This window comes from Paenibacillus kribbensis, assembly GCF_001705305.1.
Lineage (GTDB): Bacteria > Bacillota > Bacilli > Paenibacillales > Paenibacillaceae > Paenibacillus > Paenibacillus kribbensis_B.
In genome coordinates this window covers 416,952-443,047 of sequence record NZ_MCBP01000004.1, presented here as the reverse complement: position 1 = coordinate 443,047, position 26,096 = coordinate 416,952, and the positions used below count along the sequence as shown (strand labels likewise).

General features: G+C 48.7%; 22 protein-coding genes. 4 read left to right on the top strand and 18 right to left on the bottom strand.

The features are described 5' to 3' along the window. The first annotated feature begins 298 nt into the window (after positions 1-298). From fabG to BAZ21_RS10665, 3 genes are all read left to right on the top strand, one after another. On the top strand, positions 299-1,069 hold the full coding sequence (fabG, locus tag BAZ21_RS10675) for a 3-oxoacyl-ACP reductase FabG (RefSeq protein WP_068499783.1): 771 nt from the start codon (positions 299-301) through the stop codon (positions 1,067-1,069). 75 nt (positions 1,070-1,144) lie between these two features. Continuing rightward, a complete protein-coding gene (locus tag BAZ21_RS10670; protein WP_444939610.1) occupies positions 1,145-1,450 on the top strand; it encodes a transposase in 306 nt (101 codons plus the stop codon). Positions 1,451-1,607: 157 nt separating this feature from the next. Then, positions 1,608-2,150: a GNAT family N-acetyltransferase gene (locus BAZ21_RS10665; RefSeq protein WP_084011568.1), complete on the top strand. Its 543-nt coding sequence runs from the start codon at positions 1,608-1,610 to the stop codon at positions 2,148-2,150. Between the two features lie 251 nt (positions 2,151-2,401). Here BAZ21_RS10665 and glnA read toward each other — a convergent pair whose 3' ends face one another. The 16 genes from glnA to BAZ21_RS10585 form a co-directional block, all read right to left on the bottom strand. After that, positions 2,402-3,730: a type I glutamate--ammonia ligase gene (glnA, locus tag BAZ21_RS10660; RefSeq protein WP_068499780.1), complete on the bottom strand. Its 1,329-nt coding sequence runs from the start codon at positions 3,728-3,730 to the stop codon at positions 2,402-2,404. An 84-nt stretch (positions 3,731-3,814) separates the two neighbouring features. After that, a complete protein-coding gene (locus tag BAZ21_RS10655) occupies positions 3,815-4,228 on the bottom strand; it encodes a MerR family transcriptional regulator (RefSeq protein ID WP_007430683.1) in 414 nt (137 codons plus the stop codon). A gap of 83 nt (positions 4,229-4,311) precedes the next feature. Next, on the bottom strand, positions 4,312-5,565 hold the full coding sequence (locus tag BAZ21_RS10650) for a methionine gamma-lyase family protein (RefSeq protein WP_068499777.1): 1,254 nt from the start codon (positions 5,563-5,565) through the stop codon (positions 4,312-4,314). A gap of 112 nt (positions 5,566-5,677) precedes the next feature. Further along, on the bottom strand, positions 5,678-6,964 hold the full coding sequence (hflX, locus tag BAZ21_RS10645) for a GTPase HflX (protein ID WP_010345913.1): 1,287 nt from the start codon (positions 6,962-6,964) through the stop codon (positions 5,678-5,680). Positions 6,965-7,084: 120 nt separating this feature from the next. Then, positions 7,085-8,068: an AAA family ATPase gene (locus BAZ21_RS10640; RefSeq protein ID WP_007430686.1), complete on the bottom strand. Its 984-nt coding sequence runs from the start codon at positions 8,066-8,068 to the stop codon at positions 7,085-7,087. Between the two features lie 115 nt (positions 8,069-8,183). Then, entirely contained in the window at positions 8,184-8,879 is a 696-nt protein-coding gene (locus tag BAZ21_RS10635) for a YdcF family protein (protein ID WP_176718134.1), read from the bottom strand. Then, positions 8,876-9,433 (bottom strand): DUF402 domain-containing protein, encoded by a 558-nt coding sequence (locus BAZ21_RS10630; protein WP_068499773.1) that lies wholly within the window; start codon positions 9,431-9,433, stop codon positions 8,876-8,878. The genes BAZ21_RS10635 and BAZ21_RS10630 overlap by 4 nt, the downstream gene beginning before the upstream one ends. 164 nt (positions 9,434-9,597) lie before the next feature. Then, positions 9,598-12,258: a PBP1A family penicillin-binding protein gene (locus BAZ21_RS10625; RefSeq protein WP_068499770.1), complete on the bottom strand. Its 2,661-nt coding sequence runs from the start codon at positions 12,256-12,258 to the stop codon at positions 9,598-9,600. 184 nt (positions 12,259-12,442) lie between these two features. Beyond that, positions 12,443-12,688 carry an RNA chaperone Hfq gene (gene hfq / locus BAZ21_RS10620; protein ID WP_007430690.1) on the bottom strand — a complete coding sequence of 82 codons (246 nt, stop codon included), beginning with the start codon at positions 12,686-12,688 and terminating at the stop codon, positions 12,443-12,445. Between the two features lie 20 nt (positions 12,689-12,708). Continuing rightward, on the bottom strand, positions 12,709-13,689 hold the full coding sequence (gene miaA / locus BAZ21_RS10615; RefSeq protein ID WP_068499766.1) for a tRNA (adenosine(37)-N6)-dimethylallyltransferase MiaA: 981 nt from the start codon (positions 13,687-13,689) through the stop codon (positions 12,709-12,711). Continuing rightward, positions 13,673-14,524: a class I SAM-dependent methyltransferase gene (locus tag BAZ21_RS10610; protein WP_068499763.1), complete on the bottom strand. Its 852-nt coding sequence runs from the start codon at positions 14,522-14,524 to the stop codon at positions 13,673-13,675. Before BAZ21_RS10610 ends, miaA begins: the two co-directional genes overlap by 17 nt. A gap of 12 nt (positions 14,525-14,536) precedes the next feature. Beyond that, complete coding sequence (gene mutL, locus BAZ21_RS10605) at positions 14,537-16,750, bottom strand: DNA mismatch repair endonuclease MutL (RefSeq protein WP_068499760.1); 2,214 nt, start codon at positions 16,748-16,750, stop codon at positions 14,537-14,539. A 67-nt stretch (positions 16,751-16,817) separates the two neighbouring features. Continuing rightward, positions 16,818-19,643, bottom strand: coding sequence for a DNA mismatch repair protein MutS (mutS, locus tag BAZ21_RS10600; protein WP_068499756.1), 2,826 nt, complete (start codon positions 19,641-19,643; stop codon positions 16,818-16,820). 105 nt (positions 19,644-19,748) lie between these two features. Then, positions 19,749-21,014 carry a putative amidoligase domain-containing protein gene (locus BAZ21_RS10595; RefSeq protein WP_068499753.1) on the bottom strand — a complete coding sequence of 422 codons (1,266 nt, stop codon included), beginning with the start codon at positions 21,012-21,014 and terminating at the stop codon, positions 19,749-19,751. Positions 21,015-21,135: 121 nt separating this feature from the next. After that, positions 21,136-21,693, bottom strand: coding sequence for an outer spore coat protein CotE (locus BAZ21_RS10590; protein WP_068499751.1), 558 nt, complete (start codon positions 21,691-21,693; stop codon positions 21,136-21,138). Between the two features lie 126 nt (positions 21,694-21,819). Continuing rightward, a complete protein-coding gene (locus BAZ21_RS10585; protein ID WP_068499748.1) occupies positions 21,820-22,716 on the bottom strand; it encodes a LysR family transcriptional regulator in 897 nt (298 codons plus the stop codon). A gap of 115 nt (positions 22,717-22,831) precedes the next feature. On the opposite strand from BAZ21_RS10585, the gene BAZ21_RS10580 reads away from it, so the two are divergent. Beyond that, the gene (locus BAZ21_RS10580) at positions 22,832-24,145 is read left to right on the top strand and encodes an amino acid permease (protein ID WP_068499744.1); all 1,314 of its coding nucleotides are present in this window, start codon (positions 22,832-22,834) and stop codon (positions 24,143-24,145) included. Positions 24,146-24,170: 25 nt separating this feature from the next. Here the strand turns inward: BAZ21_RS10580 and BAZ21_RS10575 are convergent, their stop codons facing one another. Together BAZ21_RS10575 and BAZ21_RS10570 are read right to left on the bottom strand one after the other, a co-directional pair. Beyond that, positions 24,171-25,127 carry an aromatic acid exporter family protein gene (locus BAZ21_RS10575; RefSeq protein WP_068499741.1) on the bottom strand — a complete coding sequence of 319 codons (957 nt, stop codon included), beginning with the start codon at positions 25,125-25,127 and terminating at the stop codon, positions 24,171-24,173. Positions 25,128-25,262: 135 nt separating this feature from the next. After that, positions 25,263-26,096 (bottom strand): ABC transporter permease, encoded by an 834-nt coding sequence (locus BAZ21_RS10570; protein WP_068499739.1) that lies wholly within the window; start codon positions 26,094-26,096, stop codon positions 25,263-25,265.

Below are 26,096 nucleotides of genomic sequence, written 5' to 3'. Positions count from 1 at the left end.
CTTAAATCCATATGAATTAATTGAACCTGAGAATTGGCTTAACAATAAGAGGATGAATTTGTCGAGAAAAAATAAAGTATTTTCTTAGTGCTTAGATTGAGTTAAGGCTCTTTTTAAAGCACTACATGCTACCTACGTAAGTGCTTTAATAAATAATTGGAATTGGTAATATAATGAGGAAAAGATCGATCTAGTAATGCAATCCATCAATATTATTATAAGATAAATTTTTTTTATCAATTTAGCGCAATTAGCTACAGTAAAATGAGCCGAATTAATTAAAGGAGGAAAAGAGTTAATGGAAAATTCATTTGAAAACAAGTCGGTTATTGTAACTGGTTCCAGTAAGGGAATCGGTAAAGGGATCGCCAAAGTCTTTGCCAAAAAGGGGGCTAAAGTAGCCATTATTTCTCGTAATCTAGATGAGGCCAAGATATGCGCTGCCGAAATCAGAGTATCCGGCGGATACGCACAAGGCTTTAGAGGTGACGTCACGGATCGATCCTCTATGGAAATGATGGCTCATTCAGTATCGAAGGCCTTTGGCGGCATTGATGTGTTATGTGCTAATGCAGGTATTGGCCCTATGACTACAATTGAAGAAATGACTGCTGAAGATTGGGATAGTATGATGAATACTAATGTGCGTGGAGCATTATTCTCTATACAGGCTTGTCTGCCATTCTTAAAAGATGCTGAATATGGGAGGGTGGTGCTAACATCTTCGATTACGGGGCCGGTGACAGGATTTGTAGGATGGTCGCATTACGGTGCTAGTAAGGCTGCCCAACTCGGTTTTATTCGCAGTGCAGCGCTTGAGTTAGCTCCATTTGGTATTACAATCAATGCAATCATGCCCGGTAATACAATGACTGAACTGATTCAAACAACCCCAGAGTACATTGAAACCATGCTTCCAGCAATCCCATTGAAACGGTTTGGAACTGTTGAAGAAATGGGATATGCAGCTGCATTTCTTGCTTCCAAGGAGGCTGGCTTCATCACGGGACAAACGATTATTATCGACGGAGGACAGAGCTTGCCTGAATCTTCTATTGGAGGTTTTTAATTTCAAGTTGGTTTATGGCTTTAACATTCCACACCTAGCTGAACGGCAAACGTGGCTTATTGAAGAAGCTTACTTATGTCTTTCCCCATCATGAGCGAATCTATCGCGTGTACCTTTATCGGTGCGATTGGTGACATAGAACGTTTCTCAACATATTTAGAATTCAAAAAGTATCTTGGTATTGCGGCTGAAAATAAAATCTCGGGCACATCAGTATTTAAGAGCAGGCAGGCATATGAAGGCGTTCGGGATACTCACAGGGTTCTATTTCTAATGACCCTTTTGTTAATATCTCCGAAGATAAGTGAAAATAGTTTTCGTGTTTATTATAAGAGATTAGTTGAACGAGGTATGGCAAAGAGAAAGGCAATAATAGACTAAAAATAAAGTTGTAGACTGGGGGGCGGGCGAATATCTGAGACTGTTTTTGTAACTTGATAAAAAATGATCCTGATATACACCACTCATCAAATCAATTACCGTATCTTCATCCTGTGATATAATTCTCTTAATATCATAGTAATGAAGGATGGTGCAGATGTTGGAGCAGCGAGTATACGTCCGGTTCTCTGAGGAGGCGGATGCCGCAGAATTAACAGCGATGTACAAGCGTAATCAGGAGTTGTTTGAGAAGTTTTCGCCAAGCAATCTAGAGGAGCATTACACGGAGGAGCACCAACTCCAAGCAATAATAAATAGTAAGACTGACAGGAAAGCGGATAGGAAATATTCCTTTGTGGTGTGCAACAAAGAGAACGACCAAATTATTGGTGATGTTAATCTGTTCTTTGTCGAGAGAGGGCCTCTTCAGAGCTGTATGATCGGATACAGTTTAGATCAGGCTTATAACGGCAATGGCTATATGACGGAGGCGGTGAAGCAAGTGGTTCGCTACGCTTTCGATGAGCTAAAGTTTCACCGGATCGTCGGGGAAGCCTCTCCTCGGAATCCAGGATCAATCCGTGTGCTTGAGAAGGCTGGCTTTCACAAAGAAGGCATCTCTCGAAGCAACGTAAAGATCAACGGAGAGTGGGAGGATCATCAGGTTCTGGCGATTATAAATCCGTCAGAGGATATCTAGTTTCTCGCTCTCTCCTTCCTTAGTCACGGATGAGGAGCAAGCTGTTGTGATTAAAGCGATAGTGCTAGAGTCTGGAGCACTGAATTTATTGAAGTACGTAGCATAGATAATTATGCCGCTTATAAGAGCTATCCCCAAGTTAATTATTCGCGGTCAAAATCGCGGTCAAAGTAAAAATCCACCTTTCCCCGAACTAAAAAGGAAAAGCCCTGGCATGCTCAAAAAGCAGCGATACCAAGGCTTCGAGTATTTTAATACAGCGTCAGATACTGATCGCGTTCCCACTGATGTACTTGGGTTCTGTACATGTCCCATTCAATTTCTTTAAGCTCGTAGAAGTAAGCCAGAGCATGGTCGCCCAATGCGTCGGAAATAACTTCGCTCCGAATGAGCTCAGACAAGGCTTCCTTCAAGTCTGCTGGCAGGCTTGGAATGCCTTCTTCGATGCGCTCTTCCTCGGACATAACGTAGATGTTACGATCAATCGGAGCTGGCAAAGGCAACTGGCGTTTGATGCCATCCAAGCCAGCTCTCAGCATCACAGCCAAGGCCAAATATGGATTCGCAGCCGGGTCAGGGTTACGAACTTCGACACGAGTACTCAGTCCACGAGATGCAGGAATCCGAATCATCGGGCTGCGGTTACTTGCGGACCAGGCAACATAACAAGGCGCTTCATAACCTGGTACGAGACGCTTATATGAATTCACCGTCGGATTCGTGATTGCGGCCATTGCACGTGCATGCTTGAGAATACCAGCCATATAGTGGCGGGCTGTTTGACTCAATCCGAGTTCGTCCGTTTCATCATAAAATACGTTCTCATTTCCCTTGAACAACGACTGGTTGCAGTGCATACCGGAGCCATTCACACCAAACAAAGGTTTTGGCATAAAGGTAGCATGCAGGCCATGCTGACGTGCAATCGTCTTAACGACGAGCTTGAATGTTTGAATCTGATCGGCAGCTTTGATCGCATCCGCATATTTAAAGTCAATCTCATGCTGACCAGGTGCAACCTCATGATGGGATGCTTCAATTTCGAAGCCCATTTCTTCAAGTTTAAGAACAATTTCACGACGGCAGTTTTCTCCCAGATCCATCGGTGCCAAGTCAAAATATCCGCCTTGGTCATTCAGTTCTGTGGTCGGCTCGCCCTTTTCATCTGTTTTGAACAGGAAGAATTCCGGTTCAGGTCCAACATTCATCGAAGTGTATCCCAGCTCTTCCGCTTCCTTAAGTACACGTTTCAAAATACCGCGTGGGTCACCTGCAAACGGAACTCCGTCCGGCTTGTAGATATCACAGATCAAACGAGCTACACGATCTGAGGTTACCCAAGGGAATACAACCCATGTGTCCAAATCTGGGTATAAGTACATGTCAGATTCTTCGATACGCACATAACCTTCAATGGAAGAACCGTCAAACATCATTTTGTTGTCCAATGCTTTTTCCAGTTGGCTAACTGGAATTTCAACGTTTTTAATGGTACCAAGCAAATCTGTGAACTGCAAACGAATAAAGCGAACATTTTCTTCTTTCGCAATCCGAAGTATATCTTCTCTGGTATAACTCACACGAACCTCTCCCTTTCTGTAGCAACAGTAATCAGCTGTTTCATAAATTTCTTAAATGATGAGTCCAAGATGTAGAATATAGCATTATCTTTTATTGAAAAAACGTGATAATTCCCCTTGGATCAGGGATACCTGTCCCGGTCTTTTGCCTGCCACAAGCTGTTGCTTCAGCAAGCGGTGAAGCTGAGTATCGGACATTTCACGGCGTTTGACTTCCGTGTCTGCAGTAATAACCGTAGCCTCCTCCGATTCTTTGGTGACCGGATTCATGACTTGTTTAATTCCCGCAATGTTAACACCCTTTTCAATCAACGCCTTGATTTCAAGCAATCGCTCTACGTCATTAAAAGAAAAAAGGCGTTGGTTCCCCGATGTACGGGCAGGAACTATCAGGTTATGCTGCTCATAATAACGAATCTGACGTGCTGACAAGTCCGTTAGCTTCATGACAATACCTATTGGAAATAAGGCCATATTTCTGCGAATTTCGTCGCCCATTTGTCATCAACCTTCCAGTGATCTATTATTCACCTTATTGTACATTTAGCTGATGCAAAGTGTCAATGACATGTTAGAAAAACTCACAATAATTTACGTTCTTTCATCGTTTGCAGGGCCATAAGCACTCCATATTTCACATGAGAGTAGGTTAAGCCCCCTTGCATGTAACCAATATAGGGTTCACGAATCGGTGCATCTGCGGATAACTCCAAACTTCCCCCTTGTATAAATGTACCCGCCGCCATGATAACCGGATGCTCGTAGCCTGGCATATCCCACGGCTCAGGTACCACGTGACTATCCACGGCGGCGGCACGCTGAATTCCCTGCACAAAAGCAATGAGATGTTCTGGTCCGCTAAAAGAGATGGCCTGAATCAAATCCGTGCGCTCCTCATGCCAAGCCGGCTTAGTCTCAAAACCCATTTCTTCAAAAACCGCAGCTGCAAATATACTGCCTTTAACCGCCTGCCCAACCAGTGTTGGGGCGAGGAATAAGCCCTGAAAGATGCCTCTTGTGGTCCCCAACATGGCTCCTACTTCTCCGCCAATTCCAGGTGCTGTTAGTCGATAGGCTGCCAGCTCTACATACTTTTGTTTACCACAAATATATCCACCCGTTTCGGCAATGCCGCCACCGGGATTTTTAATCAGCGAACCTGCCATCAAATCGACACCGACCTGAGTAGGCTCCAGCTTTTCAGTAAATTCGCCATAGCAATTGTCCACAAAGACAATAACGTCAGGTTTTATCGCCTTAACACGCGCTGTCATTTCCTCAATGTCAGCTACACTAAAGGAAGCTCTCCAATCGTAGCCGCGAGAGCGCTGGATACCGACCACCTTGGTATTGGCATGGATTGCGGCCTCTACCGCTTCCCAGTCCACTTTGCCTTCTGCTGTTAATGCTGTTTCTCCATAAGTAACACCAAAATCCTGTAATGACCCTGTTCCGTCGCCGGGCTTGCCAATCACCTTATGCAGTGTATCATAAGGCCGCCCGGTGATATACAACAGTTCATCTCCCGGACGCAACACACCAAACAAAGCAGTGGCGATTGTATGGGTGCCCGAAGCAAAATGCGGACGCACCAACGCTGCCTCCGCACCGAATACATCGGCATAGACCTCTTCCAGCACCTCACGTCCCCGGTCATTGTAAGCATATCCCGTAGAACCTGCAAAATGAAAATCGCTTACTTGCTTCCGCTGGAAAGACTGAATAACCTTCCACTGATTTGCATCAACAATCTGATCTATATGCCGTATACGTTCCTGTATTTTTTGTTCTACCATTTCCTGCATTTGTTGAATTTCCGGACTGAAAACTACCATTTTCCCCTCTTGACCCTCTCTCTTACGCAGCCTTAGGCTATTGATGTTATATTATTGTTCGCTTTGAACGATGATCCTTATCATTTTATTGACCCAAAAACGTCATCAGATGTTAAGCTTCTGTGAACTCACTAAGTGCATGACCATATTTTTCATACTCGCCTCTTTGAATTTCCACCTCGTATATGACATCATTGCCATCATACTCCGTCAGCAGCACATCCCCGATACGATAAAGCACCGATGTCAGGTCGCCACGTCCCGCAGGAATACGGAATCTCAGTGTATCACCGCTCAAATGCTCTTGGACCAGCTCACGGATGCGCAGCAAATCTCCTTCATCGAATGAACTGATTTTTAAATACCCCTCCCCGGAAGGAAGCATTTCCAATTGCTCAGGGGTACAAGCGTCTTTTTTGTTAAATAATACAATCTGAGGCTTGTCCGCAGCACCCAACTGTTGCAAGATCGTCTCTACAACTTTCATCTGTTCGTCGCGCATATCGGAGGAGGCATCCACGACATGTAAAATAAGATGAGCTTCATTAGCTTCCTCCAGAGTAGCCCGGAAGGAAGCAACCAAATCATGAGGCAGATTTTGAATAAATCCAACCGTATCTGTAAGTATAACTTCCTTGCCACTCGGCAGCTCCATCGTTCTGGAGGTAGGGTCCAGTGTTGCAAACAGCTGGTTCTCAATATATACGTCAGCAGCCGTCAGTTGTTTTAACAGCGTTGATTTACCTGCATTGGTATAGCCGACCAACGCTACCTGTACAATACCGCTTTTTTGTCTTCGCTCCCTGTGCAAATACCGATGACGGGTCACCTCTTCCAGCTGACGTTTCAGATCACTGATACGGTCACGGATATGACGACGGTCTGTTTCCAGCTTGCTTTCACCAGGACCACGCGTTCCGATTCCGCCCCCGAGCCGTGACAAGTTTTTACCGTGTCCGGACAGACGCGGCAGCAAATATGACAGCTGTGCCAGCTCAACCTGAATAATACCTTCACGCGTTTTCGCACGCTGGGCAAAAATATCCAAAATAAGCTGTGTCCGGTCAATAATCTTGAGATCCAGACTTTCTTCCAGATTTCGTACCTGAGCTCCCGATAGCTCCTGGTCAAAAATAGCTGTATTCGCTCCCAATTCCTCGGCAACCGCACGTAATTCCTCTACTTTACCTTTACCAATAAACCATTTGGAGTCTTTGGTCTCCCTATTCTGGGTCAGGACGCTCAGCACTTCAACTCCCGCTGTCTCAGCCAGCTTCACCAGCTCATCCAGCGAATATTCCGTATTGATGCCAGAACGTTTGACTTCATCCGTAATCAGACTGACCAGTACCGCCTTGTCCTGCATTTCGGTTTGTGTATCATGAGTGGAGTTCGCCATATTGTTAGCTCCTTTATTTTCATATCAACCCTCGAACAGAGACCGACCTGATATTCAGGCCGGCCCCATTCAATGTCGTGTAATTCGATGTGATTCATAGATTCAGATTCCTATTATCGCCTATCTTTTGTCCAATTTCAAATCCTCTGGCCGCAGCGTCATCAATTCTTGCTTTCCGGGCTGCCCGCTTCTGTACTGATTGAGCAGTCTGACGGCCTGATGTCGAATCGCTTTTTCAATCACGTTACGGACATAACGCGCATTACTGAATGCATGAAGACTGTCATTGCGCTCGTTCAGCAAATGCTCCTTCATTTTGAGTATGGATTGGGGCATAAGAATATAATCCCGTTCCTTAGCCATCATCTCGGAAATTTGGATAAGCTGATCGACGGTATAGTCAGGAAAATCCAGCTGGATCGGAAAACGAGAAGGCAGCCCTGGATTTGTTCGCAAAAAAAAGTCCATTTCCCCCGAGTACCCAGCGAGAATCAAAATAAATTGATTTTTTTGGTCTTCCATAGCCTTTACCAAGGTATCAATCGCTTCTTTGCCGAAATCCTTTTCCCCTCCGCGTGCCAAACTGTAGGCCTCATCAATGAACAGCACACCGCCCAGGGATTTCTTGACCAGATCCCGCGTTTTTTGCGCGGTGTGCCCAATATACTCCCCTACCAGGTCAGCTCTTTCCACCTCAATCAGATGACCTTTGCTTAGTACTCCCATTTTTTGCAGCATTTTAGCGATAATGCGGGCTACCGTCGTTTTCCCCGTACCTGGATTCCCTTTGAAAATCATGTGATATACATGGGCATTACTCAGCAACCCCGCATCCGTGCGCATATGGGTGATTTGCAAAAAAGCATATACTTCAAATACCAGGTCTTTGATGTTATCCAAGCCAACGAGATGATCGAGTTCTTTCTGAATTTCCTGATAAAGACTGAGATACTGCGGTAGCGCCTGCGACTTGGTTGAAGCTGCTGCTTCCTTTTCGTCCACAGTTACCGAAGCTGTCGGCTCCGGGCTACGCAGCACGACATTGATTTGTCTGGAAGGTCTCTCCTCCGACCGCTTGCCCGCGGCAATTCCCCGTCCGTTCATGCATCCATCACCTCAACATTTCTTCAGGCACAGCTTACCCTATTAATGTATTCGGTCCGGCATGTCCTTATTAGCACAAAAGCAACGGGAATGCACACAAGGCATTTCTTCCCGTTCAGGCCAACCAGGTTTGAGCGCTGATCCACCACCGTTGCAGCGTCCATTTAGCGTAAGCCAATACTTCTCTCGATTGATGAAGCGGCATATTCAATACTCTGGATTCTGTCAGAGCCATCTGGGGATGATCGAAATTCAAAAATTGAGCGATCTCCAGCGCACGAGGGCCATGATAGCTATGTGTAATGATCACAGTCGAGGTCCAGCCATACTCTTTCATGATTCGCTGGCTATACAGCAGATTTTCGTAGGTACTGGTAGCATGGTTCTCCAGTACAATATGCTGGACAGGGATACCCCTATCTACCAAATAGCGTTGCATTCCTTCGGCCTCTGTATACGGAAAATCAGGCTTATCCAGCCCTCCACTTACAATCAGACGCTTGACGGTCCCATTGCGGTATAGCCGCAAGGCTTCTTCCAGCCTCTCCTTTAATCCAGGGCTTGGCTCTGCTCCCCACATGGAAGCCCCCAGCACGATTCCGATTTGTGCTTGCTGGAGCGGAGAGGTAGAGGCGGCTGTATTCATGTTCCAAACTCGGAAGCCTGCCCATACCAATCCGATCAATATAACCATCAGCAAGCAAAGTACGAGACGCTTGAGTAAGATACCTCTTTTCCCTGGGCGACTTAGCCTATTCTGAGGCTCAGGGCGTTTTGGCCCGATGTTACCCATCCACTGCAAAACATTCACCGATCCCTTTTGAAATCACCGTTATGAAACCATTCCGCCCGGTGTTTCAGCGACATTTTAAAATAGGGGAACATGTGGGCATCTATCCGATGCAGCACATCAGCTGCTGTACGGCTAGCCAATTCTGCCTCTTGCGTTGAGATATGCCCGCGTTGTAGCGCCTCTTCCAGCTCATCCTCATCCACTAGGAAGATTTCACCATTCTTGAGAACCACGACATCCAGATACAAATCGTCAAACCAAGGGACACCCTGATCGGTTACACCCTGATTTCGGCAGGTATCAATGTACCATTCCACGATCTGCTCCCGATTGTCAAACATAGCCGTCACCACATAATGCTCACCTTTTGGATAATACTGCAGCCAGGAATAACCTTTATCGGCTATGCAAAATGTATGACCACCGTAGCTTTTCCATAACGGCTCCTTGAGACTCAAAATGGTATACAGGGTCACATATCCTGTAAACGCGTCACTTTCTACATACCGGCAAGCAAACTTGCGATTCGTTATTCTGCGCCAGTTGGCCCGGTCTCCGAATTTGCGCTTCATAATGATGTTCCTCTCCAACATTGGTAAAACCAGCTTACCATATTTAAACTGTACACTCAAAAAAGATACCTCAATCTACAACAAAAAAGGTATTCTCAGACCGTAAAACGGTCTAAAAATACCTTAAGCTTAAAAACGAGCCAATTTATATAAAGCGAAGCTTACTAATTCCGATTGCGGTGTCCACGATTGGAGTTCGAATGGCCGTTGGAATTGTTCTCCTGACCTCCATCCGCCGGGGTTCCTGTAGTAGACGTACCGATATCATTCGCATTCACCGTTGTCTCACCATTGACAGTCCCTGTATCCGGTATAGTTGTCTGACCGTTCCCTTGGTTTGGATCAATTCCGTTACCAGAGCTTCCATTGTCATTGCCTGTACCCCCAGTGCCATTTCCACTGGTGTCCCCAGGAGTCATCGGAACTTGATCCGTGCCAGTGCCGTTATCGGCGCCACCAGGAGCTGTATTTCCTTGATCCGTACCATTTTGCCCATCTGTAACTCCACCATTGTCCGGTAAGGTTCCATCCTGATTCGGATCAGTTCCCGGTTGTGGGTCCACCGGAGTGGTGTCTGCCGGAACTTCCACACTAATCGTATTGGAACGATCAGATTCCTTACCATCCGGTCCATAAGCGACTACATAATATTCATACGTATTTCCTGGCACGGGAGACGTATCTTCACCGCTTGTGCCCTGCATTGCCTCCATAATCGGCGTAAAGCCTGCATCGGAAGACCCTTTGCGATACACACGATATTGCACATTATCTCCCACAGCTGCAGTCCAGGATAGGGATACAATTTGCGTATCCTGACTATAAGATCCGTTCAAACCGCTTGGAGCAGTAGCCTGAACAGTCTCAACCGGTTTCTCTTCAACCGGCGGCTCATATCCCTTCGGCTGGGAGAATTGTGTAACCGGATGTCCCTTGAGCGCATCGCCCATGACTCTGCCGAAAAAGGCTGCGGACTGTCCGCTGTAGTTTCTCAGCATATGCTTGCTGTCAGGCTTGTCATATCCCATCCATACGGCTCCGGTATACTCTGGCGTATAACCGACAAACCAGATGTCCCGGTTGCCACTGTTGCCACTGATTCCACTTTGCGTCGTGCCCGTCTTACCTGCTACAGGCCAGTCAATACGTGCTTTGCGGCCTGTGCCGCTATTGACTACATTTTGCATCATCTGTGTCATTTCGTAAGCTGTTTTCTCACTCATTACAGGCTTGGATTCCTCTTCATGAGTATAAATCACTTGATCATCACTATTATTAATTTGCTTAATGGAATAAGCCTTTTGGAATTGTCCCTTATTGGCAAAAGCGCTGTACGCCTGTGCCATTTCAAGGGTATTTGTCCCTTTGCTTAATCCACCCAATGCGATAGCAAGCGAGTGGTCATTCTTATCCATCGGAATGCCTAGGCTTTCCGCGAATTGAACCCCTTTTTCCACGCCTATTTGGTTCAGCAACCATACAGGCGGGATATTTTCAGACTTTGTAATCGCATCGGTCATACTGATGGTTGAAGAGTAACCATGCAAGTTTTTCGGGCTGTACCCGTTAAAGCTCTGCCGTTCGTTACTTAAAGGGGTGTCCATCGTAAATTTGCCGGATTCGAGAGCCGGCGCATACGCTGCAATAGGTTTAAAGGCCGAGCCTGGCTGTCTGCGGCTTTGTGTTGCACGGTTAAAGGTTCCCCTCTTGTAATCCCGTCCGGGTGCCATTGCGGCTATTCCGCCCGTTTGGTTGTTAATAATAACCATAGAGGCTTGAACAGGCTGATCGTCCGGGCTTTTTTCGAACATATCATCATCTGCCATCGCCTGATCCAGCGCATTTTGAGCCTGAGCATCCATGGTCGTATGAATTTGATAACCGCCAATGATCAGATCATTCCCGCTGACTCCTGGCAAGGCATCCTCTGCCTCATTCATCACATACTCCATAAAATTCTGATACTTTTGCACTTTTTCCGGCTGCTTGTAATCGTAATTTACAGCTTTGGCCTCTTCCATCTCCTGCTTGCCAATCATCCCCTGCTCGAACATCAGCTGAAGAACCACCGCACGCCGGGCTTTCGAGTCTTCCGGGTTACTGATCGGATTGTATTTGGAAGGCCCTTTTGGAATGGCTGCCAGTGTAGCAATCTGCCACAATTTTAATTTTTTTAAATCTGTCTCTCCAAAATAACCTTCCGATGCTGCTTTAATACCGGAATACGAACGTCCAAACCAAATCCGGTTTAGATAAAGTGTGATAATCTCATCTTTTGTCAAATTCCGTTCCAAAGCCATGGCAATGGATACCTCAGTCGCTTTACGGAAAAAGGTTTTGTCACGCGACAAAAACAGGTTTTTGGCCAACTGCTGGGTCAGCGTACTGCCGCCCTCCACTGCTGAACGGGCTACGATATCCTTAACAGCCGCCCGGCCAATGGACCAAATATCGACACCCTGATGCTCGTAAAATCGTTTATCCTCCGTTGCTACAAAAGCTTTTTTGAGCAATGGTGGAATTTCTTCACTTGTGACAGGATCGCTTTTTTGCACAGACAGCTCACCCATAAGCACACCGTTGCGGTCATAAACCTTCGATGTCCCATTCACGTTAATTTTATCCTTGTTGGCTTTGTAAATCTGCTCGCCATTGACCATGACGAACAAGTATCCGGCAAGTGCGCAAAATATGGCTAACGCTGCCGTAATAAACAGCGTCCATCCAATTCGCTTACCTGTAATTTTCTTTTTCTTGCCCTTCGGCTTCTCTTTAGGTGTGTTTCTATTGCGATTGCCGGATCTGGACAATGAATCGTTTGGCATTCCCCTGACTCCCTTTCGCGAATAATCATATGTTGCCGAACATGTACCTTGCTTTTGGTAGCATGAAATCAAAACGGAATGAAAAGAACAACCCTGTTCAGGTTGCTCCCGGTCACATTCCTATACAGTTAGACGAGACGGACGCTCGAAAAGTTTCATCAACCTGGCGACCGTCAAGCCCTAATCAGTTATCGCCGATATTATCCTGTTGCTGTACAAGCGATACATTGCGTTGCGGTGTAAAGGTGGATATAGCATGCTTGTAAATCAACTGCTGCTTCCCATCGGAATCGATAACAATTGTGAAATTGTCAAAGGCCTTGATCGTTCCCCGCACCTGAAATCCATTGATCAGGTATACCGTAACGGGTATAGAATCCTTGCGCAATTGATTCAGAAACGTATCTTGGATATTAATAGACTTGTTCATTTTAGCCGTACCCCCAATAATCATTTGGATTGTTTTGAAGTATATTCAAGGTCTGTCCGGAACTTTCCTGCTATAATTTCGTGTATTTGGGCTGCATGAGCAGAAAAATTTCCGAAATCAGTGACATCTACCCACTGGATATCCTTCATATGGCGAAACCACGAGAGCTGTCGCTTCGCAAAATGACGCGTATCCCGTTTTAGCCAAGTCACCGCTTCTTCCAAAGACACCTCTCCCCGCAGGTAGGAGGATATCTCTTTATAGCCTAGACCTTGCATGGAGATGGCATCGCTTCGCACTCCCCGTTCCATTAAGGAGGCTACCTCAGCAACAAGCCCTTGATCGAGCATCCCGTCGATTCGGTCTTCAATACGTTTATAAAGCATTTGCCTATCCATTGTCAAACCTACGATGCACAATTGGTAGGGAGACTCCTTTTTTTGAGTGGCTAGTTGCGAGCTAAGTGTCGTTCCGCTAACATGGTAAATTTCCAATGCCCGAACGACACGACGACGATCATTGGGGTGCAAACGAAGCGCACTTTCGGGATCAACCGCCTGCAGCCGCGCATGAAGCGCTTCGGCCCCAAACTGTTCGGCAAAATCAAGCTGTTCCTGACGAAATGCTTCATCAGCTCCCACCTCGGAAAACTGGTATTCATAGCAGACCGATTCCACATATAAGCCTGTTCCGCCTACGATAAACGGCAATTTTCCTCTGGACTGAATATCCGGTATGAGGCGACGGCAATCCTCCTGAAATGCAGCTACGGAATATGGGTATTCAGGCTCATGAATATCAATTAAATGGTGCTTGATTCCTTCCATTTCCTGTGTGGAAATTTTGGCTGTTCCAATGTCCATATGACGGTACACCTGCATGGAATCACCGGAAATAATTTCCGCGTCACATTGTCGTGCCATCTCAATGCTTAGCTTCGTCTTGCCGACTGCAGTCGGGCCAACAAGAACAAGTAGTTTAGGCTTAGATGCCGCTGTCAATATCAATCACTCCGTACACTGTTTTCGTTGTGCCCCGTTGCTCCACACGGAAGCCGAGGCGGGCAAATTCCCGGCTGCCCCGTTTTTCCTTCAATACAATTGTTTTCCGTGCAATTCGCTTGGCCTGAACAATACTTTCCTCATCTAATGCGTCCGGGTTAGCCAACCCTCTCAATGGACTGATTGCGCTGGAATCGAGCAACGGATCACGGAACATCGGGTCAAAATAAACAATATCTATACTGCGATCCGGCAAGCTGCACAAAAAGTCCAGATGGTGACCAAAACGAACATCAATGCTGGAAAATGCCTCATCCACCGCGGAGTTACCGGAACGGTAATGCTTCATTCCATCCTTGATTAAAGCATAGACGGGAAAAGAACTTTCCACAGCCGTTACTTGTCCAGAACTTCCCGTTCCAATGGAAAACAGGAGGGAATCCGTTCCGAGTCCTGCGGTGCAATCCAGCACGGTATCGCCCGGAACGAGCCTGGCGGCAGTCAACATCGGGTCAGGCTCACCTTTTAATACCCGCTTGGCACGAATGAAGCCCATACTCGGGTGAAAAGCCATCGGTGGCTGTTCCGGGCCAATCAGCCTCACTCCGCTCTGCACCAGTACCAGAGCCTGACGAACTCTATGAGCAGCGATTAGCTTAGCTACCGATATGCCACGACGGGGGGCATACAGCACCCCCAGCTCGGCTGCAAGCAGCTCTGCTCGCTGCACAACCTCAGCCGAGGGAGCATCCCCCGTCGTCACCAGTAATTCAGCTTGCTTCTCACGAAGCCTTGTCTGCTTTTCTTCTTCACGGTTTTCCCAATCCTGCAACATATTTATACTCCCTTACATTACTCTTTTAAACAACTTCTCCAAATCATAAGTGGAAAAGGAAACGACGATAGGACGCCCATGGGGGCAAGTGTACGGTTGTTTGCACGCTGCCAAACGCTCCAGCAGGACGACAGCCTGTCGATCGGTCAGCTTCTGATTGGCTTTGATCGAAGCTCGGCAGGAGCACATAATCGAGGCTGCCTCACGCAGCTTGGCAAGATCAATGGCTTTTTCCTCCAGTACCCATCCGGCCATTTCCTCAATGACATCCGCTTCTTCCCCCTTGGGAAGCCAATATGGATAAGAGCTGACACGGAAGGTTTGACCGCCAAAATGCTCCAAATACACTCCCGCCTGTTCAAACCAGTGTAGCCTCGTTTTCAACTTTTCCGTCTCAGAAGGCGTAAAATCCAGTGTAATCGGCAGGAGGAGCTCCTGCGATACGGACTCGGGTTTTCCAAACTTTTCATAATAAAACTCGTAATTAACCCGTTCATGCGCAGCATGCTGATCAATTAAATACAAACCCTGATCGTTCTGCGCAATCAGATAAGTTCCATGATGCTGACCAATTAAATTCAGCTCAGGGAAAGTGGGCAGCTCGGGAGCTTCACCAGACATCGCTGCCAGCTGCTCGGCATTCAGCCGTGGCTGACGTGGCTTCTCATCGGCGAAATAGCGCGAGTCCGCAGCATTTCCTGCACTCGGAGCCACAGAAGTGTGATAGGCGGCAGAGACGGCCGTTTCCTGAACAGCTCCGCTATATACGGAAGATGTACCCATTACAGCCTTATCACCTTGCATCCCCTCAGTACCGGGCAACTGCATAGCAGAATCAGGGAGTGATCCGCCTACGCTTCCATTGTTTTCATCCACAAAATCTGCATTCAGCTCCTCATCGCTGACACTTGTCCCTGGAAGAGCTCTTGCCCGGTCAATGGCAGGAACGCCCTCTCTATACGGTCGCTGCTCACGCTCCGGGCTAACCCTGCTTTTCTCCTCATTCCCGTTCAAGCGATTGGATTGCCGCGGTTCCTGCCCCTTTAGCGAGGCCACAGAAAGCGGCTGTGCCAGTCCCCGGTCTTTGCCGGAAGAAGCAGCATCTTCCGGGTTATTTCCCGTATCATTTTCTGTGTCATATCCAGTACTATGTCCCTTCGAGAAATGGAACTGCTCCTGTACAAACGAGCCACTATCCTTGCCGCCGATTTCGCGCTTGACTGCCTTCGGAATCAGCACCTGCTGCCCTAAAACAGCTTTTACCGAATCCTCAACCAGCTGAAACAGTTCGGTTTCCTTGCTAAACCTCACCTCCAGCTTGGCGGGATGAACGTTAACATCTACCAATGAAGGATGCATCTCCAGCTGGATCACTGCCAGCGGAAAACGATTAATCGGCAGCAGCGTATGATACGCCTTAAGCAGCGCCTGATTGAGCCCGTAGCTGCGCACAAAGCGACCATTCACTACGGTTGAAATCGCTTTCCGATTCGATCTGGTCCACTCCGGTCGACTGACAAAGCCGCTTATACGGTAATCGAGGCTCTCTCCTTCCAGGGGCAGCATGGACTTCGCCGCAGAAGTTCCGTAAATCGCGGCAATCACCTGCAATAGATCACCATTGCCCAGCGTTTGCAGCAATGTATTTCCGTTATGTCGCAAGGTAAAGGCAACTTCCGGGTGCGAGAGCGCCATTCGGTACAGCACATCCGAAATGTGCCCCAGCTCCGTCTGGATCGTTTTCATATATTTCAGCCGTGCTGGCGTATTATAAAACAGCTCCCGAACGGTAAAATCCGTGCCTTGCCGGGCGGCGGCATCCTCGTGAAGCATCAGCTTGCCGCCCTCAATCACCAATTTACGCGCACGCCCATCGTCACCGGCTGCCGTAAGCAGCTCCACTTTCGATACAGCGGCGATACTTGGCAGCGCCTCACCCCGAAAGCCCAGACTCGTAATCTGGAACAGGTCGCGGCCATGTCCGATTTTGCTGGTCGCATGGCGATAGAACGCCGTTTCCACGTCTTCAGGCTCAATGCCGCTGCCGTTATCCGTAACCCGGATACTTTGCAGCCCGCCTTCTTCCACAGATACGTCCACACGCGTACCGCCTGCATCAATCGCATTTTCCACCAGTTCCTTCACGACGGAGGACGGACGTTCCACGACCTCGCCAGCAGCAATCTGGTTCGCAATATGCTCATCCAGTACCCGAATTTTAGACATCCTTTGAACCTCCTCCTGACTCAAAGTGTGATGAAAAACAAGAAATTAATCACGTCATTTATTTTCACTACAGGCCGTTGGCCTTGTTTTTTAATTCGTTTAACAGCTGCATCGCCTGCAAGGGAGTCATGTTCATAACATCAGCATTTTTCACCTTGCGCAAAATTTGGCGTACAACCGGATTAGCCTCAGCCGTCTCTGACTCGGACTGCGACTTGACCGGGGCAAGCTCCTGCTCTCCAAAAATAGACAGCTGGATCACTCCGGTTGCTTCCTGCACTAACGCGCTGGAATCTTCCGTAGCCTGTACAGTATCCTCTTTTACAAGAGTGGCTTGCTGCGATAAAGACTGGGCTTGTGATGCGGTTGCTCCCTGTTCTCGCAACGTCTGGGCTGAATTGTTCCCATTCAAAGAAGAAACCGCCCCTGTCCCCGAGAGTGCACGATGAGCTGTTGCTTCCTTTGCTCCCGCTACGGTCTCAGTGCCTGCCGTTACTTGGGCTGCCGCTTGTTCAAAGCCATGCAATAGCCCATTTGCACGCTCAATAATATCAGTTGGCAAACCTGCCAGCCGGGCACAATAAATACCATAACTGCTGCTGGCTGCTCCCTGTATTAGCTTACGCAGGAAGTTTACCTTGTCTCCGCTTTCCTGTACTGCCATGGAGTAATTCCGCAGCGAAGACAGACTTTGCTCCAAATGAGCCAGCTCATGGAAATGCGTAGACACCAGCGCTTTACAGCCGATTATGTCATGGACAAATTCGATAACCGCCTGTGCAATCGCCATCCCCTCACTTGTGGACGTACCGCGTCCCAGTTCATCGATAATGATCAAGCTTCGTGGAGTCGCCTTGTCCGTCATCACTTGGATATCAGCCATTTCCACCATAAACGTACTCTGCCCGCCGATGAGATCATCCGCCGCGCCGATACGCGTGAAAATGCGATCCAGCATCGGTACTTTAGCACGTGCAGCCGGGACGAAGCAACCAATTTGAGCCATAATTGCAATGAGTGCGACCTGACGCATATACGTACTTTTACCAGCCATGTTTGGACCCGTGATCAGTAAAATATGCGCATCCGCTTCCTCCAGCGCAGTGCCGTTGGCGATAAAACTGCCATCCTTCATTACAGCTTCCACAACGGGATGCCGCCCCTGCTCGACCACAAAATCGTACCCCGTTGTCAGTTCAGGCTTCACAAAGCCGCGCTCTGCACTCACGGATGCCATGGACTGATATACGTCAATTTCAGCCACCTGCTCCGCCAGCTTTTGCAGACGGGGAATTTCAGCGTTCAGCTTACTGCGAAGCTCGGAGAAAAGCGTGTACTCCAGATCGACCATTTTATCTTCCGCTTCCAAAATCAAGGATTCCTTTTCCTTCAGCTCTGGGGTAATATACCGTTCTGCGTTCGCCAGCGTCTGTTTGCGTTCATACCGCCCTTCCGGTAATGAGGCCAAATTGGATTTGGTCACCTCGATATAATAGCCAAACACTTTGTTGTATCCAATTTTGAGCGACCGAATGCCCGTTGCTGCACGTTCCTTGGCCTCCAGCTCGGCGATCCAGCGCTTGCCATTCACACTCGCCTCCCGCAGCTCATCCAGGCGCTGATGATAGCCTTCCTTAATGATCCCCCCGTCCCTTACGGAGATTGGCGGCTCATCCGCTACCGCCTCCTCAATCAACGCGCACAGGTCTGTACAGCTGTCCAGCGTTTGGGCAATTCGTCTCAGCGTCTGTGAAGGCGATTCGGCGCACAGCTCGCGCAAACCCGGAATCCGGGCCAGCGACAGCTTAAGAGCGATCAGATCGCGTGCATTAGCGCTGCCAAAGGCAATACGCCCAACCAGACGCTCCAGATCGTAAATCTCTTTGAGCTGGGCACGCACATCTTCACGGAAAATGAACTGGTGGTATAGCTTGTCTACCGCCTCCAGCCGTTCCTCAATCATATGGCTGTTCAGCAGCGGCTTGTCGATCCAGCGGCGGAGCAGACGCGCTCCCATCGATGTCTCCGTCCGATCCAGCAGCCACAGCAGCGAGCCTTTCTTCGAGCGTTCACGGACCGTCTCTACCAGCTCCAGGTTCCGACGGGTAAACGGGTCCAGAATCATAAAATGGTTCGGCTCATACACCGAGATTTGGGTTAACTGGCCGAGCGATCTTTTTTGCGTTTCATTCAAATAAGCAATCAGACGCGATACACACTGTCTGCGTTCCTCCGTAAGCCTTGCCCACGCAGCTTCGCCAAATTGATCTCGCACAAGATCATCCTTGGACTTGTCCCAGGCTGTATAGACAACACGCCGCCCAACAGGTGACAGACGGGATGTCACAAAATCGAGCAGATGACCATCCCCTAACATCTCGGACGGCTCATAAATGTTGATTTCATCCAGCAGCCATTCTTTCGAATCTGGCACTGAGGTCACATACAGCTCACCTGTCGACAAGTCGCACGCCGCCAATGCCAGCATCCCGGCCGTCTCCGTAACACAGACCATGTAGTTGTTGGACTTGTCGCCCAGCGCCTTGCCTTCCATGACCGTACCCGGAGTCACAACGCGGACGATATCCCGCCGCACCATCCCCTTCGTAGCTGAGGCTTCCTCCATTTGTTCACAGATGGCTACCTTATAGCCCTTCTCAATAAGGCGCTGTATGTAATTTTCCGCCGAATGGTAAGGCACGCCGCACATCGGAATTTTTTCCGTGGCGCCACCCTCACGGCCTGTAAGTGTAATTTCCAGCTCTTTGGATGCAAGAATGGCATCGTCAAAAAACATCTCGTAAAAATCTCCCAGGCGGAAAAACAAAAATGCGTCTTTGGCCTGCTCTTTTATAGATAAATATTGCTGAATCATCGGTGTATAATTGGACATTGTTTGCTAACCCCCACACTTTTCCGTTAAAACTTGCATTACCTATCATTATAACAAAAATGACAGTCGATAACATGAAAGCATCCCGGCCGTCGCCGGCTGATTTTACGAAAGTTTCCAAAATGGACGCAGATCCCGCGACTCATCCCACTGCTTTCCCTTGTGGAGGCTATCCAGCAAAGGACCGATATAAGCTTCATATTGCGGATATACCTCTAGTGAAACGATATCGGGAATAAGAGGCTCCATATACTCCTTAAGTAAAATCTGGTTTCCTTCATAAAAGGCCCGGTGAGCCTCCTCCTCATCCAGCGGGCTTCGCTGCAAACGAGAGTATTGAGACGCGATAAGAAAAGCCATTCCAATTACGCCTTTTGCCAGCTGAGGCGATACCAGAAAGCTGGGCAGAGTTCGATATTCGAAGCCTCCGTACGACTGACGGCGAAAGTCTCCCAAATTTCCATAATGTGGTCTGCGCCGAGCCGCGCGCTTGTCTTCCAGCAGCGCCAAAGGCAGCGCCAAATAATTGTCCAGCGTCCGCAGCAGCGCCCCGTTTAGCGGAACCCCGCTGAAATGCAGATGTCCGCCCAGAGGAAAGCCCGGTTGTGGCATCCCTCCTGCCTGCCAGATGAGCGTTCGGTCGGCAATACGCCGGGCTGCTGTTGCAAAAGCTTGACGCAGGTGCTTCAGCAGTAGGGCTGGATCGCCACTCGGTGCAGGACGAAGTTCAGCCACTGGATATAGCGTCCGTCCTCGGCGCGATACGGCATCGCAGCCTGCCACGCCAATGCGGCTCAAATACCTTGAGGCCGGAACTATCCGTCCCTCGGGCATCCGAACCAGCAAAAATTCGGGGTCCATGCCGATCAGCAGCCGATTTCTCCCGTGTTCCGCTAGAAATCCCTCTTCCTGAGCCTCTTCTTCACGCGCTGCAGCTTCATAAAGCGCATCCAAGCGTCTGTCATTCAGCCATGGCTGTGCCTCAACATCACGCACCTGACAGCTGCGCTCCCCCAGCAGCGTCAGCACTACCTCACCGCTATCCAAACCAAGTGTGTACAGCGCACGCACTGCCAGCCGCTCCATCCGGATGTATAGCTGTGAATTACGATCCAGCGCAGACGGATCATATGCGTGAACTTCGGGACGGCCTTCATGGAAAAGGTCTTTATGGAAACGCCCTGGAATGGTACGTCTTCGAATTTCCAGCACCTGCAATTGATGGATTTGCGCTGCATAGCCTATCGCAAAATCCGCTGTGTTGTCATCCATCCAACAAACTCGTATACCCGAACGCTCCAGCCTGCGCTTTTTTTCATCATTCGGCATCTGTCTAAAGCGTCTGAGCGCCTGTCCCGGCTGCTGCATCATGCTTCCCTCCCTACGGATTACGTATGGATTATCTGCATAACAACAAAAAGGAGGGCCTTTGCCCCCTGCGCAGAATCAGCCGGCGCAAAGAGTAAAGCGGCCCTCTTTTTGTTTACCTCCGTCAGAGCTCGTCGTCAATGAGGTCGGGGTCGAGCTCCTCATAGTCCCCTTCTTCCGCTCCAAAATCATAATCCTTGTCAAAATCATCACTGCTGCCATTCGGGAATACTTCCACAACAATTTTCGTTTCCGCCACCAGCTCCACCGCAAATTCCCGCTCGACCCGGATCATTACGCTGCCGCCCCCGGAAGATACACTGGCCTCAACGCAGCTCGGCTCCTGTGTAGCTTCGGCGGATACTTCCACTGTAGATGCCCGATGCTTCGGATCAAGATACGAAAGCGGCACATGTTCCACGTACGACACCGTTTCCTTAGCCACATCGGTCTGCGAGTTTTTATCGTATGAGTACCAAATATTGATGTCATACGTCCCGACGACCTCAATGCCGTCCCCGGCCGCCACAGCTTCATACTGGTGGTTAATAATCCATGCCCCCAAAATGCTGGTTGGACTATTGGGCGGAGTTACGGTATGGGTTACGGTAGAGAATCTGCGACCTTTTCCACAGATCGCTTTAGTAATAATCTCTCTACGATTTTTATGACTTAATGCCATTCTTGAACCTCCTCCATACAATCAATCATTCCATACATATGTATGCAGGTTGTGGGCGAATGTTGAGTGAATAGGCGAAAAGGAAAAAATATTATTTGTATAAGCATATGCCGCAATGGCTTGAACTCATGCACGCCAATGTGCCACATGCTGCTCTAATATCTGTAAAAATTCACTGAGTGCCGGGGATCTCCATTTTTTCGTATGATAAGTGACCTGAGTAGCCACCTGTTGCTCACTGTCGTCCCACGCCAAGCGTGTCATTTTCCCTTCACGCAGCTCATTTTGTACCGTGACCAGCGGAAGCAGCGCAATCCCCAAGCCAGCCATGACACATTGCTTGATGGCTTCAATGCTCCAAAACTCCAGACTCGGGTCCGCAAAAATACCGTGTCTGTTCAAATACTGCTCAAACAAAATACGGTACGTACAGCCGGATTCCGTATGCAAAATGGTTTCATCCTTTAAATCGCAAGGCTCTACCCTTGTATAAGTAGTCAGTGAATGCTTAAGTGGCGCGACCAGTGCCATTGGCTCGTGGATGAGCGTGGTCACATGCAGCTCCCTGTCCTCCGTCTCAGGCTGAAGCAAAAAAGCCAAATCCAGCTCGCCGGAGCGGACCATATCGCGTAATTCCCAGCATTCGCCGGGCTTAAGAACGATTTTAACCTTCGAATACCTCTCCCTGTACTCACGAATCAAGCCCGGCAACCGAAAAGCAGCCAGCGACTCTGGCGCTCCAATTTTCAGCGTGCCCGTCAGCTCCGTTTCTGAACAAAGCGCATCCTTGGCCATCGCATGCATCTTGGAAATTTCCTGCGCATAGGGCAGCAGACGCCGTCCGGCATCCGTCAGCATAATTTTCTTGCCAATGCGGTCAAACAACGGCGTACCCAGCTCGGTTTCCAGCGTTTGGATTTGAGCCGTGATACTCGACTGTGCATAATCCAATATACGCGCCGCTCGTGTAAAACTGCCAGCTTCAACCACATTTAAAAACGTAAATAAATGGCGTGATTCCATAATCTACTCCTTCCATCGTTTTTTTCGATGCAATCTATCATTATATTCCGTTTTTCCGATAGATTGATTATCTGATAAGCTGAAGGAAATGACAAGAGAAAGAAGGATTTTCTGCATGACAAATCAACACAAGCTACAATCCACCATTGGTCTTCCACAGGCCATTGCGCTCTATATCGGAGCTGTGCTGGGTTCGGGTATATTGATTGTACCCGGTCTTGCCGCCCAAATGGCAGGACCGGCATCACTGCTGGCATGGGGCTTTATGACCCTGCTCATCTTGCCAATGGCACTGTCGATGGGCCTCTTATCCGCCAAATTTCCGAATGCAGGAGGGGTATCGCATTTTGTCACGCTGGCCTTTTCACCACGTGCCGGTGCTTATATCGGATGGTTTTTTCTCATGTCCGTTCCGATTGGGGCACCTGTTGCCGCACTCACCGGAGCTGGCTATATGACCGCTGCCATGGGCTGGGGAGAGGAAAGCCGAATTATACTAGCCGCTGCCATGCTGGCTGTGGGGCTGGTGATCAACTGGATCGGCATGAAGGTGGCTGGACGCATTCAGATTGCTGTCGTCATTGCAATTGTCGCTGTCCTAATATTCGCCATTGCCGCAGCACTTCCCCAGATGAAAAGCGTACATTTCATCCCCTTCGTTCCTCATGGCTGGCTCCCTGTCGGTCAAGCAGCCGCGATTCTGTTCTGGTGCTTCATCGGCTGGGAGGCCGTATCCCATATGTCAGAGGAATTTACCAATCCCCAGCGAGCGGCTGTTAAAGGTGTAACCATTGCTGCTATCATCGTTGGGCTGCTTTATTTCCTGACTGCATTGGCTACGATCGGGACACAAAGCTACCTTGCGGGAGGTTCGGATGCTTCCCTTGTGTGGGTGATCAGCCGAGCTATCGGTCCATGGGGCGCAGTCATCGCGGGCTTGACGGGTATCTTTATTTGTACTGCAACGATTATTGCTTATGTTGGTGCCGCTTCTCGGGTCGCGTATGCTTTATCCCGACAAGGACACGCCTTTGGCTGGATGGGCATATTATCCCGACGTTTCCATACACCGATCGGGGGCATCGCTTTTCTTACCGTTTGCTTCGTGATCATTATGTCTCTGTACAGTAGTGGCGCCGTTTCACTTACCAACCTCATCCAGTTCCCGAACGCCACCTTCATTCTGACCTATCTCGGCGGCTGTGCGGCGGGAATTAAGCTTCTACGGGGCAGTCGCTGGGGTGTCGCGATCTGCTCCGTGTCGTTCATCTCAACAGCGGTCGTTTTTCCCTTTGTCGGCTGGGCAATGCTCTATCCTGGCCTGATCAGCATTGCCCTATGGATCACAGGACGTATTCGGCGCAAACGTTCCCTGCCTACTACGGCCTCTGCCATTATTGAACAAGAAAAAGCCACTGTCCATCATTAGACAGCAGCCGCTAAAGGCCTTTACTCTAATTTTTCACCGGAGTAGGGGCCTTGTCCTTTTTGGCGATTTTCAAATACTGATACAGCTCATGCGTAAGCTGCAAGAGTGCCGAACGAATCTCGAACTCCTCCCGTGTCGCGGGGAGCTCCATTTCTTTAAATTCCTCACGAACCTGTTCCAGCAGCTTCTCGGTCTGACCTGTATAATGTCCGGCCAAAACATCATTGCTAAGCTGGTCGAACAGCTCGGCCAGAAGCTTGGCCTGTGGCATGTGCTGGTACATTTGCGCGATCAGCTGCATCATATTTTGAATCGAATCCAGCTGCTCCCTGCGCATATAAAAGTACACATTCCAGCCCTCTTGGGGACGAAGCATCTGATTTTCCAATGAACGGCTCGCCTCGGTTACCCCTTTGGCGATGACGCTGTTCGCTTCAATAATTTCCTTGCCATCCCATATGTATGCCGGACTGCGCAGCGTATTGGCCATATTTCTGAATATCACGGAAAATGTCCGATCAACCTCCTGCCGAATTTGCTGCATCGTGTTATCGGAACGCGGCATATAGGCCAAATTGACCACCATGGCAGAGCCCAGTCCAATAACGAGCAGAGCCAGTTGGGTCAGAAGCACCTCCATATCAATCACACCGCCGCTGAATACACGAAAAACGACAACCGATCCCGTGACGATCCCTTCCTTGAAGCCTACGCGTACAATGACCGGGAACGCTGTCAAGATATATAATGCCAGAACCCAATCATGGAATCCGAAAACAACAAATAAAACACAAGCAAAAAGAAGCCCCACAACGGATGCAAAAAATCTCGCTGAAATGGTACGGAGGCTTCTCTTGCGTGTGACATCCACCCCCAAAATAGCCAAAAGCCCTGCCGAGGTAGCTCCATGAATGCCAAAACCATCCGCAATGAGTACGGCCATTAATGCGGCAATAGCCGTTTTAATTGTACGAAAGCCCATGAAAAAACTCTGTCCTCTCTAGATGAAATCTGTGTCAGCATTTATGCAAAATGCTCGTATTCATAAATTTTAAGTAATTTCATTTTCATGGTACTTTATTTTCATGTTTTACACAAATGTTCAGAAATTTTATTTTTACCGATGAGGACGACCGGACAACAGGCGTTGCTCCACATACACGACCGCCTGATACATCAGCGTGGCTACGATGGCAATGATCAGCAGACTGGACATCACCAGCGTAAAATTGAATACCTGAAAACCATAAATAATCAAATAGCCCAGCCCGTTTTTGGCCACCAGAAATTCACCGACAATCACGCCAACCCATGCCATACCCACATTCACTTTCAGCGTAGAGACGATAGCGGGGAAGGATGCAGGCAAAATCACTTTTTGGAACGCATCGCGCCGCGATCCCCCAAACGTGCGCACCACCTTGATCAGATTCGAATCGACCTCCTGAAAGCTGTTATACACGACCAACGTCGTAATAATAACTGTAATGGAGAGGGTCGTCATGAGGATAGCCGTAAACCCCGCCCCAAACATGACGATAAAAATCGGCCCTAGTGCCACCTTGGGCATGCTGTTGAACACGACCATATAGGGGTCCAGCACCTTCGACAAAAACGGAGACCACCAGATAAGTACAGCTAACAGTGTGCCTAACAGCGTCCCGAGTAAAAAACCTGCCATAGTCTCTCCCACCGTAACGCCGACATGCCCCCATAGCTCACCGCTGACCGCATCCTTGCCAATCTGAGTGAATATTTTGCTCGGGAAGCTGAACAATAGTACATCAATCCACTTCATCCGGCCTGCAATTTCCCATAGTACAAATAAAAGCAATAAAATAGCTGTCTGTACGCCTGTCACCAATCGCCGCTGCGAACGCCTGTCAAGCCGATACTTCTGGTGCAATTCTTGAATCCAGCGTTGCTCAAGCCGATCCTCTTCATCCCTCAT